Genomic DNA, 12,517 nt, shown 5'->3' with positions numbered 1-12,517 from the left:
CGTTACCATATGTATCGTGGGGAGAAATCCGTTCCGACCGGTTCCGTGTCGGTTCAGTCGTCGCCCGGGGCCGGCTCCGTGACCGCGTCAGAGCGGGCTGTCCGGCGCGAGTCGGAGAGGTAGTTGTCGAGCGCGTACGGGCCGGAGCCGGTGATGAGCAGCGCGGACGCGAGGCTGAACAGGCCGATATGCGCGAGGACGGGGTCGTCGGGGATGCCGAACAGCGTCAGCGTGAACACGAACATCGCGGCCAGCGCGGAGCCGCGGGTGAAGAAGCCGAGCGCGATGGCGATCCCGAGCGCGAGTTCCCCGAGACCGGCACCGAGCACCCACAGCTCCGCGGGGAACGGCGTCGCCTCCGCGAGCCCGTAGGTCGCGACCACGCTCATCGCCATCTCCGGCGCGAGCAGTTTCTCCATCAGGCCGAGGAAGGCGAACCCGACGCCCATCCCGACGCGGATCACCGTCGGCACGTAGCGCTCGTAGGGGTCGACGCGCGCCTCGAACCACGCGGCCGCGCGGTGGACCGGGTCGACCTCGTTGTAGAAGGTGCCGGGCGTGGCCGCCACCTGCGCGAGCGTGTGGTCGGCGCTCGGCCGCCCGCTCCCGACGACGATCAGCGCGAGGAACCCGGGGATCCACTCCAGCGAGAAGGCCAGGAGCGGCTGGATCGGGAGGGCGACGAGGTAGATAACCAGTCCGGCGAGCGACGCGACGCGCGTTCCGAGCCCGAACACGAGCATGAACCCGAGCAGGATCTGGAGCAGGCGGTCGACGCCCGACCCGATCAGCGGTTCGACGACGGGATTGAAGAAGTAGCCCGCGAAGCCGGCGCCCACCAGCGGAAGGCCGAACCCGAGGCGGAGCAGCCACGGCAGCAGGTCCCGGTAGCTCTCCATCACGCCCCGGAACACGGCCACGTCCCGGTTCAGCGCCTCCGTCTTCAGGTAGACGACGATCGCCACGAGGACCGCGAGCGCCCCGCCCCCGAGCGCGGCGAGGTGCAGGGGGTCGGTCAGCGCACCGGCCAGGAACCGAAGCGCCTCGCCCGCCTCCTCCGTGTCGGTGACGAACCGGACGTGTGCGGCGGCGATCCCCGACGCGAGCGCGATCCCGACCAGCATCGCGACGGCCCACGCGGCCCCTCGGGCTGTGTGTCTGTCTCTCATGGGTTCGTGATTACTCCGGGAGTCGGTTAAAAACCGGGGAGCCGCCGGTCAGTCCGCGACCGTGGCGTTCGTGTCGGTCCGTCCCGGTCGGAACGTCCCTGTGACGCGGCGGACGCCCACGAGCAGCACCCCTCCGGCCAGCAGCGGAACGAGCGCGCAGAACGCGTATATCGGCTCGAACCCGACCGCCTCGACGAGCGGGAGCGAGACCATCGGGCCGAGCCCGCCCCCGACGTCCCCGAAGACGTTGTTCGTCCCCGAGGCGCGCCCCATGCGCTCGTCGGGCGTGAGGTCCGCCAGAAGCGCCATCAGGGGACCGCTCGTGCCGCCCTGTCCCGCGCCGATGAAGACGCAGGCGAACGCCAACTCGATCACCGACCCGGCCCGAGCGAGCAGCAGGAAGCCGACGAAGGAGACGACGAGGAAGAAGAGCAGCACCGGCGTTCTGGACTTCCGCGTGTCGGAGACGCGACCGCCGACGAGCATGAAGGCGGCCGCGGAGACCACCGTCCCGGCCATGAACACGCCGGAGGTTCCCTGCGGCGCGAGCCCGAACAGCGAGAGGTCGTGCTCGCCCAGAAAGAGCACCAGGGTCGCGAACAGCGCGCCGATGTACGCGAACATCAGCCCGAAGTTGACGAGTCCGACCGTCACCGCGGGGACGGAGGTGTCGATGTCCCACGGCTTCACGGACGATCCCTCGTCGCCCTCGACGTGCGTCTCGGGAACGAGGACGTAGGCGACGACGCTGGCGAACAGCGCGAACGCGGCCGCGAGCACGAACGCCGCGGCGTTGGAGTAGAGCGCGCTCACCACCCCGCCGAGCACGAGTCCGGCGGGGAAGCCCATCGTGATGCCGCCGCGGACGATGCCCATGTTCGTCCCGCGGGAGTCGCCGGTCGAGACGTCCGCGGCGATGGTGTAGGCGGTCGCGAACACCGCCGCGGAGCCGAGCCCCCACAGCACCCGGGCCAGCAGGAACCACGCCTCCGGCGGCGGGACGAACAGGGCGACGACGTAGCCGAGGGTGGCGACCCCCTCGATGAAGAGTCCGAGAACGAACGGCCGGCGCGTGCCGATGCGGTCGATCAGCGCGCCGGCGGGCGCGTTCGCGACGAGCCGGATGAACCGGTTCGCCGAGAGGATGATCCCGACCATGAACGCGGAGATGCCGAGCACCGCGCCGAGGTTCGGGAGGATGGGGAAGACGACGCCCCCGCCGAAGCCGACGAAGAAGGTGCTCGCGATCACCGCCAGCAGGACGGCCGGCGGGCGAGTGAAGCCGAAGGTGGGGAGTCGGTCGAACATCGTCAGTCGTCGGCACCTCCCCTCACGACGTCGAGGGCGGTCCGCTCGCCTCGTCCAGTCCGGTCGCCGTCGTCGGCGGACCGGTCACGCGGTCCGGCCTCCGTACTCATTCGGTCCAGTCACCGTCCGGGTGATCCGCGGTTCCGGAGGGTGGTTCGGAGTCCTCGCTCGCCGTCGCGCCGTTCGTCGCCTCGTCGGCGTCGCCCCCGCCCGCGGTCGGTTCCTCGGCCGACGGAAGGGACGCTCCCTCGGTGAGGATCGGCTCGACGATCCGCCGGCGCACTTGCCGCGAGGTGACGCAGGTGTAGGTGTCGTCGCCGAGCACGTCCTCGCTCAACGTGATCTGGCGGGTCCGTGCGCCGTCGATCGCGGCGGTGATCAGCGCGGCCGACCGTTCGGGGTCGACGTCGCGGATCTGGCCCGCCTCGACGCCCTCGCTGATGATGTCCGCGAGCGTCTCGCGGAGCAGCCGGTCGCTGCGGTCCAGCTGTTCGCGGATGCGCTCGTTGAACGGCCCCTGCGACCGGAGCTCCAGGAGAGCGATGTGGAACGACTCGCGCTCGCTTTCGCTCGGGTCGAAGACGAACCGGTCGAGCAGCGTCGTGAGCCGAACGAGCGGGGGATCGTCCGCGATCTCGGCGACCTTCTCCTCGAAGTCCGCGAGGATGTGGTCGAGGAACGCGACCAGGAGGTCCTCCTTCGTGTCGTAGTGGTAGTGGAGCAGCGACTTGCTCTTGGAACATTCGTCCGCGATGTCCTGCATCGTCACCCCCGCGTACCCGTGGGTACACAGCGCGCGGTACACGCCGTCCATGATCTCGTCCGCCGCGGAGGGCTCGTCCGTCATTGACTGACTGGTCAGTCAACCACACGTAAAAGCGCGATGGATCGGGATGCACTCTCCGGAGTCCGCCCGTGCGCGCGGCCGACGGCGCACGCGGTCAATGGTGCACGCGGTCGATGGTGCACGCGGCCGACGGCGCATGCGGCCGACCGGTCGCGTGCCTGACGGCGAACCTGAACGCGAGACCGAGTACGCAAAAACGGGGGTATCGGATACCGCGGGGACCTGATACGGCAGGGGTCGGGCGTCGGGGGGGCGTAGCGGGGATCGACGGGGCCGCCCGCGAGGCGCGGCCGCGTCAGCGCGGTGCCACGCGCCAGGTGGTCGCGCCCGTGTACGACCACTTCTCGACGGTCAGGTCGGGGATCCGACCCTGCAGTTGGACCATCAGGGCGCCGATCTCCTTCGGCGAGAGGTCGACGTCGTCCGCGATGAACTTCGCTTTGAAGTACGTCTCGCCGTCGGCGGCCTCCTCACGGAGGTATTCGGCGAGGCGGGCGGCTTTGGGGGAATATGTCGCGTCGGTGGCGGCGGCGTTCGTGCTCATGGGTTGTGTAGTGGGTGTCTCAGGCGTCGGTCGTGCGATCGGTGCTCGCGTCCCCGTGTCCGGGGCGGTAGTCGTGGCCGACGACGGCGCACGCGACGTTGGCCGCGAGCAGGACCAGGAACAGCCCGGCGCTCGCGTCCACGACCATCCCGTGGAGGACGGGAAGGTACGTCAGCGGGAGCAGTACGGCGGCCCAGAACGCGAGGGCGCGCACGCCGACGGCGGTGAGCCGGCGGAACCTGTTCGAGAGCGCGGCGCTCGCCCGGACCGGGGAACGAGCGGCCGTGCGGAGGGATGTGTTTGACATATGGGTCACCTGCCTCACTCCCGACGAGGCGTCCCGACCCCATATAAGGGAACGAGCCTTGCGTTCGATTCGGGTCGATTAACGGTCTCTCCGCCGTTTCAGAACGCTTCACCGTGCGCTCACGACCTTTCATAACTCCTTTAGAAACCGCTAGAACATTCATAAGTCTATTTGAGGCGTTCTCCGACGAAGGCGACGATCGACGCATCGACGGACGACTATCGACGATCCGGCGTCGCCGTCGCGTCGAACTCCGGGCGTCGGCGTCGCCGCGCTCGTCGCGCGCGCTTCACTCCGCGTCGGTCGGGTCCCGGACCTCGTACCGGATCCCGTCCTCGCGAAGCCGGGAGGTGTGCCGCGAGAGCGCGTTCGCGACCGCCAGAAGCAGGACGTCGAGGCCGCGGACGGCCGCCTCCGCGACGCCCTCAACGGTCCCGAACCTGACGTCCGGTCGCACGTCCGCGCGCCTCGCGGCCGCGTACGCCTCGGTGCCGGCGACCGCGATCAGGTCGTGGTCGGCGGCGTAGTCGGTGATCGTCGCCGGTTCCGGCGGCGACCCCTCGGTCACGGGCGGGACCACCAGCGCGGTCACCGTCCCGGGCTCGTAGTCCACGACGCCCTCGAAGTCGGTGACGCCGACCGCCTCCCCCGCCTCCCCGGCGGTGACCGCGACTGCGGAGGCCGCCTCGCCGCCCCGCCCGTCCCCGTCTTCCCCGCCGCCGGGCACCGCGTGGAGCACGCCGTCCCGCATCGTCAGCCCCACCGTATCGCCCTCCGCGACCGCACCGGCCGCGACCGCCGCGTCCACGTCGACGCTGCCGAGGACGTCGGAGGAGACCGTCTCGACGTAGCTCTCCAGCGCGTCCGTCCGCGAGATGAGCCAGTCGACGCCCTCCTTTGTCACCTCGTAGCGGCCTCGGCCGTGCTTTTCGACGTAATCCGCCTCCACGAGGTCGCGGACGTAGTCGCTGACCGCCTGCGAGGTGACGCCGACCGCCTCCGCGATCTCCCCCTGGCTCACCGCCGGCTGTCGACTGGCGATCTCGACGAGGACGCGGTACCGGGTCGCGTCGCGCTTGCTCGCGAGCACCCGCGGGGCCGTCGCCTCCTCGCGCCGCTCCGCGGGAGATCCGCCATCGACCGCGTCGTCGTCGCTCATGGACAACCGTACTGGAGTTGGAGACAAGTAGCTTTGGTGTGGCGGCCGATTGACCGCAATCGGGAAGTCGCGCGCGTCGCTTGTCAGACCATGAGCGACCACGACGCGGTGGATCTCGACTCGGGTCCCGACCCGGCCGACTTCGCGGCCGCGGACCCGGAGCCGGACCGGACGGACGGAGCGGACCCCGCGGTCCGCGCGATCGGGATCGGCCCCGGCGCGGCGGAGTTCCTGACGCCCCGCGGCCGCGACGCGATCGCCGAGGCGGACGTCGTGGTCGGCTTCCAGACTGTTCTCGACTACGTCGCGGACGCGGCGACCGGCGAAACGCTGGCCTGCGGCTACCGCGACGAGGCGGCGACGCTGGCGACCTTCGCCGACCGGATCGCGGACGGCGCGACCGGCGTCGCCGTCCTGATGGGCGACCCGAACCACTCCGGGTACCAGTTCGTCGGAAAGGTCCAGCGGGCGGTCGCGGACGCGCTCGAAGCCGACGACGACCGTGTCCCCGTCCAGATCGTTCCCGGCATCTCCTCGCTGCAGGTGGCCGCGAGCCGCGCCCGCACGCCGATGGAGGCGACGACGTTCGTCACGCTCCACAAGAGCGGACCGCTGGACGACGACCTCGCGCGACTCCGCGCCGACGCCGGGGAGCGCCACCTGCTGGTGCTTCCGCGGCCCTACGACTGGATGCCGGGCGACGTGGCCGCGCACCTGATCGAGGCGGGCGCGGACCCCGACGCGACCGCGCTCGTGCTCGAGAAGCTGACGCACGACGACGAGACCGTCACGCGATCGTCGCTCGGCGCGCTGGCGGCGGAGGCGGGCGGCGACGGCCCCGAGGACAGCCGCTTTTCGGACCTTTCCGTGCTGGCCGTGCGCCGCCCCTGAACGTCGCCACATCGGCTTTCGCGGACCGGCGAACCGTGCCCGTCGCGGACGATTTATGTCCCTGCCGGCGAAGGGACGGGCATGAACGGCTTCGTGCTCGGGGGCACCGCCTCGGGCGTCGGCAAGACGGTCGCGACGCTGGCGACGCTCCGGGCACTCGACGCGGCCGGGTACGATCCCGCGGCAGCGAAGGCCGGCCCGGACTTCATCGACCCGAGCCACCACGCCGCGGTCGCGGAGGCGCCCTCGCGCACGCTCGACACGTGGATGCAGGGGGTCGACGGCGTCCGGCGAAACGCCCGCAGCGCCGCGGGCGACACCCTCGTCGTCGAGGGGATGATGGGACTCTACGACGGGAGCGCCACCTCCACCGCGGCGACCGCCGCGGCGCTGGACGTGCCGGTCGTGCTCGTGGTCGACGCGGGCGCCGGCATGCAGAGCGTCGGCGCGACGGCGCTCGGGTTCCGGGAGTACGCCGCACGCGCCGATCTCCCGGAAGACGTCCGCGAGGCGGTCGACGACCCCCGCGTCGAGGTCGCGGGCGTCATCGCCCAGCAGGCCCACGGCGGCCGCCATGAGGCGGGAATCCGCGACGCGCTCCCCGACGGAATTCGGTATCTGGGCCGCGTGCCGCCGACCGAGGGACTGGAGATCCCCGACAGACACCTCGGCCTCCACATGGGCGAGGAGTCGCCGGTGTCGGACGAGGCGCTCGCGGAGGCGGCGGCACACCTCGACGCAGACGCGCTCGCGGACGTGGCGGAACCGGTCGCGGCGCCGAACCGACCGGACCGCTCCGGCCTGCCGAACGAGGCGCCGGACGACGACCGCCCGACCGTCGCCGTCGCGCAGGACGACGCGTTCCGGTTCTGCTACCCGGCGACGCGCGAACGGCTGGCGGACCTCGCGGACGTGACGACGTTCGCGCCGATCGCGGGCGACGGCCTCCCCGCGTGCGACGCGGTGTACCTGCCCGGCGGTTACCCGGAACTCCACGCCGCCGAGGTGGCGGACTCGCCGGCGCTGTCGACGCTCGCCGAACGCGCGCCGGAGGGGCTGCCGGTGCTCGGCGAGTGCGGCGGTCTGATGGCGCTCTCGGAGACGCTGACGACCGCCGACGGCGAGACGCACGCGATGGCGGGCGTGTTGCCGGGCGAGGTGACGATGCGTGACCGGTATCAGGCGCTCGACCACGTCGAACTCCGCGCGCGGGCAGACGGCCCGACCGCGAACGCGGGCGAGACGCACCGGGGCCACGAGTTCCACTACTCCTCGCACGCGCTCGGGAAGCCGGACGCCGACCTCGATCCGACGACCGACGCCCGGTTCGCCTTCGACGTGGAGCGCGGCGAGGGCATCGACGGCGACCGCGACGGCCTGACCGAGTACCGGACGGTCGGGACCTACGCGCACAGACACGCCGCGAGCGGTGCGTTCGACCGGTTGGTCGAGGCGGCCGCGGCGTTCGCGCGGCGGTAGCGCGAGCGCAGGGCGCACCCGGAAGCCGCGCGCGGGAGCGGTTTCGGACCCGGCGACCGCGCCCGGATCCGGAACCACTTCATCCGGCGACCGTCTTCGACGGAGCCGTGTCGGGGGAGGCGAACGGCGACGCGGACGATGAGGACGCGGCGAGCCGTGAGGCCGAGGAGACGGCTGGTGCCGGCGAGAGCGACGAGCGCGGCAACCGCGGCGAGCCCGACGACCACGGCGAGTCCGTCGTCGACGCCCTGTTCTCGGTGACCGGCGGCGCCGCCGTCGTGGTCACGGGGACGCTCGCGGGCATGGCGTTGGAGCTGTCCGGTCGCGGCCTGTTCACGCGCGCGTTCTCCCCGGACGAGTACGGCCTCTTCTCGCTCGCGTTCACCGTCGCCTCCATCCTCGCGGTCGTCGCGACGCTCGGGCTCAGAAACGGCGTCACCAGACAGGTCGCGTACCACGGCGCCGGCGGGGCGGAGGGGGCGGACGGGTCCGCGGAGGGCTCAAAAAGCGGCTCCGCCGGCCGACCCGCGCCCGACGAGACGGCGCTCACGCCCGCGAGCATCGTCACGTGGGGGCTCGCCGCGGCGGTCGTCGCGAGCCTCGCCGTCTGCGCGGGCCTGTTCGCGCTGGCGGAACCGCTCGCGTCGCTGTTCGGCCATCCCGAGTACGCGCTGGCGTTCCGCGTCGCCGCGGTCTCCATCCCGGGGCTCGCAGTCGTCCGCGTCTGCACCGCGGTGTTCCGTGGCTTCGGGCGGACCCGCGAGCGCGTGGCGTTTCAGGAGCTGCTGCAGAAGGGCGCGCTCCCCGCGATCCTCGCGGCCGTCGTCTGGGCCGAGTGGGGGCTCATCGCGGCGCTGCTCGCGTTCCCCGCCTCGCTGGCGCTGACCGCGGTCGCGTACCTGCTCTACACCGTCCGCGCGGACCCCGGGGGGTTCCGCGGGGCCGCGGTCGCGTCGCTGCGGCGGCCGCGCGAGGGGTACGCGCTGCTGGCGTTCTCGTTCCCGCTGCTGTTCGCGTCGCTTTTGATCCAGATCATGTCGTGGACCGACATCCTGATGCTCGGCTACTTCAAGACGGCCGCGGCGGTCGGCATCTACGACGGCGTGCGCCCGCTGGTGCGGACCATCTCGATCATCTGGGGCTCGATGATCTTCCTCTACACGCCCGCAGTCTCGGAGTTCGCGGCCGAGGGGTCGGGCGAGGCGGTCAGGCGCGTCTACTTCGCGCTGACGAAGTGGTTCGCGTCCGTGACGTTCCCGGTCGCGACGACGTTCCTCCTCTTCCCGGAGGTCGTGCTGGGAGCGGTCTTCGGCCCGGAGTACCGCGCCGGCGCGCTCGCGCTTCGGGTGCTCGCGGTCGCCTATTTCCTCGGCAACGTGATGGGGCCGAACGGCGCGACGCTGACCGCCCTCGGCTACACGCGGGCGGTGATGTGGGCGAACCTCGTCGCGGCCGTCGGGAACGTCGCGCTCAACGTCTGGCTCATTCCCCCGCACGGCATCGTGGGCGCCGCGGTGGCGACGGCGGTCGCGCTCGTCGTCCGGAACGCCATCCGCGTCGTGTTGGTCTACCGCTTCTCCGGCGCGCACTCGCTGCGCGCGCCGATGCTCGTCCCGATGGGGATCACGGTCGCGGCCGCGGTCCTCGCCGCGCGGGCGGCCGGGGACGCGGTCGCCTCGCCCCTCGGGCTGGTGCCGTTCCTCGCGGGGCTGTTCGCCGTCTACTACGGCGCGATGGTCGGCCTCGGCTACGCGGAGCCGGCGGACCGAGAACTGCTCGCGCGCGTTCGCGGTCGGCTGACGCGGCGGTGACGTCGTGCGCGGGCCGGCCGGTCGGAGGCAGAGGGCGACGGCGGGAGCCGGCAAGCGGAGCGGCGTGGAGGTAGACCTTTGGTCGGCGAACCGCTTGGACGGATCATGCTTCACGCCGAAGGCCCCCTGCTCACGATCGACGTGGGCGAGCGAACGGCGACCCGGACCGACATCGACGACCTCCTCGCGGAGTTCGTGGGCGGTCGCGCGGTCGCGACGGCGCTCGCGCACGACCGCATCCCGTTCGACGCCGACCCGTTCGGCCCGGAGAACCGCGCGTACCTCGCGACCGGCCCGCTCCAGCAGTCGGGGATGTCGTTCACCGGTCGGATGTCGATGACCGGGCTCTCGCCGCTGACCGACGGGCTCGTCTCGACGAACGCCGGCGGCTACCTCTCCCGGGAGTTCTCGGGCGCGGACCTGTCGGTGCTGGAGGTCGTCGGCGCCAGCGACGAACTCCTGATCGCGCACGTCACCGACGAGGGCGTCGAGTTCGAGGAGGTTCCCGAACTGGCGGGCGCCGAGGTCCCCGCGGTGTCCGACCACGTCGCGGAGACGCGCGACCTCGGCCCGGAGAACTGCATCGCCATCGGTCCCGCGGGCGAGAACCGCGTCCGGTTCGCGTCCGTGATGACCTACGACTCGCGGGCGTTCGGCCGCGGCGGCCTCGGGGCGGTGCTCGGGTCGAAGAACCTCAAGGCCGTGACCTTCGAGGGCGACGCGGAGCCCGACGTGGAGATCCCGAACCCGCCGGAGATGGACGTCCACCGCGAGGCGGCCACGTCGGACGACCGCATGAAGCGGCAGGGGACGACCGGCGGCACGGAGTTCATCAACGAGAACTTCTCGCTCCCGACCCGCTACTTCTCGGAGTACGAGTTCGAGCACGCGGCCGGCATCGGCGGCGACGCCGTCGAGGAGAAGAAGTACAAGAAGGGGGCCTGCTCGGCGTGCGCGTACGCCTGCAAGCTCCCCACCCGCGACGAGGCGGAGGGCGTCGAGACGGAGGGGCCGGAGTTCGAAACCGTCTACGCGTTCGGCTCCAACCAGGGCGTCGGCGACATCGTCGACGTGATGAAGGCCAACGAGCTCTGTGACGTCCTCGGGATGGACACCATCTCCGCGGGCGTCACCGTCGCCGCCTACCTCGCCAGCGAGGACGAGTTCGGCAACGCGGAGCTCGCCCGCGAGATAACCGAGAAGATCGCTCACCGCGAGGGGATCGGCGACGACCTCGCGGAGGGTGTCCACCGCGTCCACGACCAGTTGGGCGTCGGCGACTACACGGTCAAGGGGATGGAGTTCGCGGCCCACGACGGCCGCGTCCTGCACGGGCAGGGGCTCTCCTACGCGGTCGCGAACCGCGGCGGCGACCACATGTACGCCGGGATGCTCTCCCCGGAGTACGCCGGCGAGATCGACCCCGAGGGGACGCTCGGCAAGTCGGAGCTCCTCGTCGAGAAGGAGAACCGCAACGCCGTCCGCGACTCCGCCGTCGTCTGCGCGTTCGGCGGCGACTACGTCACCGACGACCGGCTCGCGCAACTGCTCGACGCGCCCTACGAGGCCCTCCTCGAACTCGGCGCGCGGACGATCGAGCGTGAGCGTCACTTCAACAACAAGCGCGGGAAGGACGCGAGCGACGACGGCCTCCCGTACGACCTGCCGGACCTGGACGCCGCGATCCGCGAGTACTACGAGGAACGGGGCCTCCGCGAGGACGGCACGCTCCCCGACGAGCGCGTGGAGCCGGTCGCCGCGGACCTCGGCCCCGGCGGCGCGGGCGGTTCGGGCGCGTCTCCCGCGGACGATTAACGACCGCCGACACCCGACTTTTCTCCCGCTACAGTTCGCGCCAGAGCCCGTCCGCGTAGCGGTCGCCGCGGTCGCAAAGCATCGTGACGACGGTGTCGTCGCCGTCGAGAACCCCTTCCGCCGCGAGCTCCCGAATCAGCGCGACGTTGCCGCCGCTGGAGGGGCCGACCGCGAAGGCGCCGCGCCCGTGGCCCGCCGCGTCGCTGTCAACTCGCAGGTGTTCGCGGACGGCTTCGGGGTCGTGCCGACCGGGGTCGTGGACCGTCACGTCGCGGTCGGCGTACCGCTCGCGGAGCCAGCGGGCCGCCTTGTGCGCCTCGTCGGTCCGCAGGTAGCGCACGTCGTCGAGCCGCTCCGTCTCGTAGGCCGCGCGGTAGGGATGGTCGCCGGTGCGGAGGTAGCGCAGTCCCTCGATGTCCGTCGTGTCGGCGGCGGGCTCGTAGCCGACTACCGTCGCGTCGTCGTCCAGCGCGCGGGCCACGCCCGACACCGTCCCGCCGGTCCCGACGCCCGTGACGAACGCCGTGACCGCACCGTCGGTCTGGCTGCGGATCTCCGCGCCGGTCGTGCGCTCGTGGACCGCGGGGTTCGCGGGGTTGTCGTACTGGTTCGGCCAGTGGTAGTCGCCGCTCGCGACCAGTTCCTCCACGCGGTCGATGATCGCGTCGTAGGTCGTGTCCGCGGGAACGGACCGGATCTCGGCGCCCGCCTCGCGGATGGCGCGGCGCTTGCCCGCACCGGCGTCCGCCTTCGTGACGATCTCCACGTCGTAGCCCCGGGCGCCGCCAACCCGCGCGAGGGCGGCGCCGGTGTTGCCGCTGGAGGGCTCCAGCACGGCCGGGTTCGCGTCCGCCCCCGCGTCCCGGTCGAGGACCCCGCGCTCCTCCGCGCGGTCCAGCATCGCGGCCGCGATCCGGGTCTTGACCGACCCGCCGCCGAACGCCGCGCCCGCGAGGTTGAACCACTCGACCTTGGCCAGCACCGTCGGCGCGACCCCCAGATCGAGTTCCACGAGCGGCGTCTCGAACAGCGTCGACTCGTCGACCGCGGGCGTCGCGGGCGCGTCCTCGGGCATGCGTGGCTCCACCGGCGCGGACCACTTCAACGCGCCGGCCGTGGCGGCCCCGGACGCCGTCGGTCGACCCGCCGCCCCGGATCCACGACTCCGCGTGTCACGGAAGAATAAG

11 protein-coding genes are annotated in these 12,517 nt (G+C 71.9%); 4 read left to right on the top strand and 7 right to left on the bottom strand.

The features are described 5' to 3' along the window. Positions 1 to 53: 53 nt before the first annotated feature. The 6 genes from ACQE3L_RS13485 to ACQE3L_RS13460 form a co-directional block, all read right to left on the bottom strand. Positions 54 to 1,169 (bottom strand): DoxX family protein, encoded by a 1,116-nt coding sequence (locus ACQE3L_RS13485; RefSeq protein ID WP_426964391.1) that lies wholly within the window; start codon positions 1,167 to 1,169, stop codon positions 54 to 56. A gap of 48 nt (positions 1,170 to 1,217) precedes the next feature. After that, on the bottom strand, positions 1,218 to 2,477 hold the full coding sequence (locus ACQE3L_RS13480; RefSeq protein ID WP_426964390.1) for an MFS transporter: 1,260 nt from the start codon (positions 2,475 to 2,477) through the stop codon (positions 1,218 to 1,220). Positions 2,478 to 2,583: 106 nt separating this feature from the next. Further along, positions 2,584 to 3,324, bottom strand: coding sequence for a TetR/AcrR family transcriptional regulator (locus ACQE3L_RS13475; protein ID WP_426964389.1), 741 nt, complete (start codon positions 3,322 to 3,324; stop codon positions 2,584 to 2,586). 295 nt (positions 3,325 to 3,619) lie between these two features. Next, on the bottom strand, positions 3,620 to 3,868 hold the full coding sequence (locus tag ACQE3L_RS13470) for a DUF7123 family protein (protein WP_426964388.1): 249 nt from the start codon (positions 3,866 to 3,868) through the stop codon (positions 3,620 to 3,622). A 19-nt stretch (positions 3,869 to 3,887) separates the two neighbouring features. After that, positions 3,888 to 4,175: a DUF8028 family protein gene (locus tag ACQE3L_RS13465; RefSeq protein ID WP_426964387.1), complete on the bottom strand. Its 288-nt coding sequence runs from the start codon at positions 4,173 to 4,175 to the stop codon at positions 3,888 to 3,890. Between the two features lie 289 nt (positions 4,176 to 4,464). Beyond that, on the bottom strand, positions 4,465 to 5,334 hold the full coding sequence (locus tag ACQE3L_RS13460) for a DUF7839 domain-containing protein (RefSeq protein ID WP_426964386.1): 870 nt from the start codon (positions 5,332 to 5,334) through the stop codon (positions 4,465 to 4,467). A gap of 90 nt (positions 5,335 to 5,424) precedes the next feature. Between ACQE3L_RS13460 and ACQE3L_RS13455 the strand changes: the two genes are divergently transcribed. The 4 genes from ACQE3L_RS13455 (at position 5,425) to ACQE3L_RS13440 (ending at position 11,330) form a co-directional block, all read left to right on the top strand. Then, complete coding sequence (locus ACQE3L_RS13455; protein ID WP_426964385.1) at positions 5,425 to 6,225, top strand: cobalt-precorrin-7 (C(5))-methyltransferase; 801 nt, start codon at positions 5,425 to 5,427, stop codon at positions 6,223 to 6,225. 81 nt (positions 6,226 to 6,306) lie between these two features. After that, complete coding sequence (locus ACQE3L_RS13450; protein WP_426964384.1) at positions 6,307 to 7,704, top strand: cobyrinic acid a,c-diamide synthase CobB; 1,398 nt, start codon at positions 6,307 to 6,309, stop codon at positions 7,702 to 7,704. A 107-nt stretch (positions 7,705 to 7,811) separates the two neighbouring features. Next, positions 7,812 to 9,515: an oligosaccharide flippase family protein gene (locus ACQE3L_RS13445; protein WP_426964383.1), complete on the top strand. Its 1,704-nt coding sequence runs from the start codon at positions 7,812 to 7,814 to the stop codon at positions 9,513 to 9,515. Between the two features lie 105 nt (positions 9,516 to 9,620). Next, on the top strand, positions 9,621 to 11,330 hold the full coding sequence (locus ACQE3L_RS13440) for an aldehyde ferredoxin oxidoreductase C-terminal domain-containing protein (RefSeq protein WP_426964382.1): 1,710 nt from the start codon (positions 9,621 to 9,623) through the stop codon (positions 11,328 to 11,330). A 28-nt stretch (positions 11,331 to 11,358) separates the two neighbouring features. Here the strand turns inward: ACQE3L_RS13440 and ACQE3L_RS13435 are convergent, their stop codons facing one another. Further along, the gene (locus ACQE3L_RS13435; protein WP_426964381.1) at positions 11,359 to 12,405 is read right to left on the bottom strand and encodes a PLP-dependent cysteine synthase family protein; all 1,047 of its coding nucleotides are present in this window, start codon (positions 12,403 to 12,405) and stop codon (positions 11,359 to 11,361) included. Positions 12,406 to 12,517: the final 112 nt, after the last annotated feature.

The organism is Haloparvum alkalitolerans, assembly GCF_050122995.1.
In the GTDB taxonomy this organism is placed as follows: Archaea; Halobacteriota; Halobacteria; order Halobacteriales; family Haloferacaceae; genus Haloparvum; species Haloparvum alkalitolerans.
The sequence above is the reverse complement of the archived record's forward strand: the minus strand, read 5'-3'. Positions and strand labels throughout refer to the sequence as shown.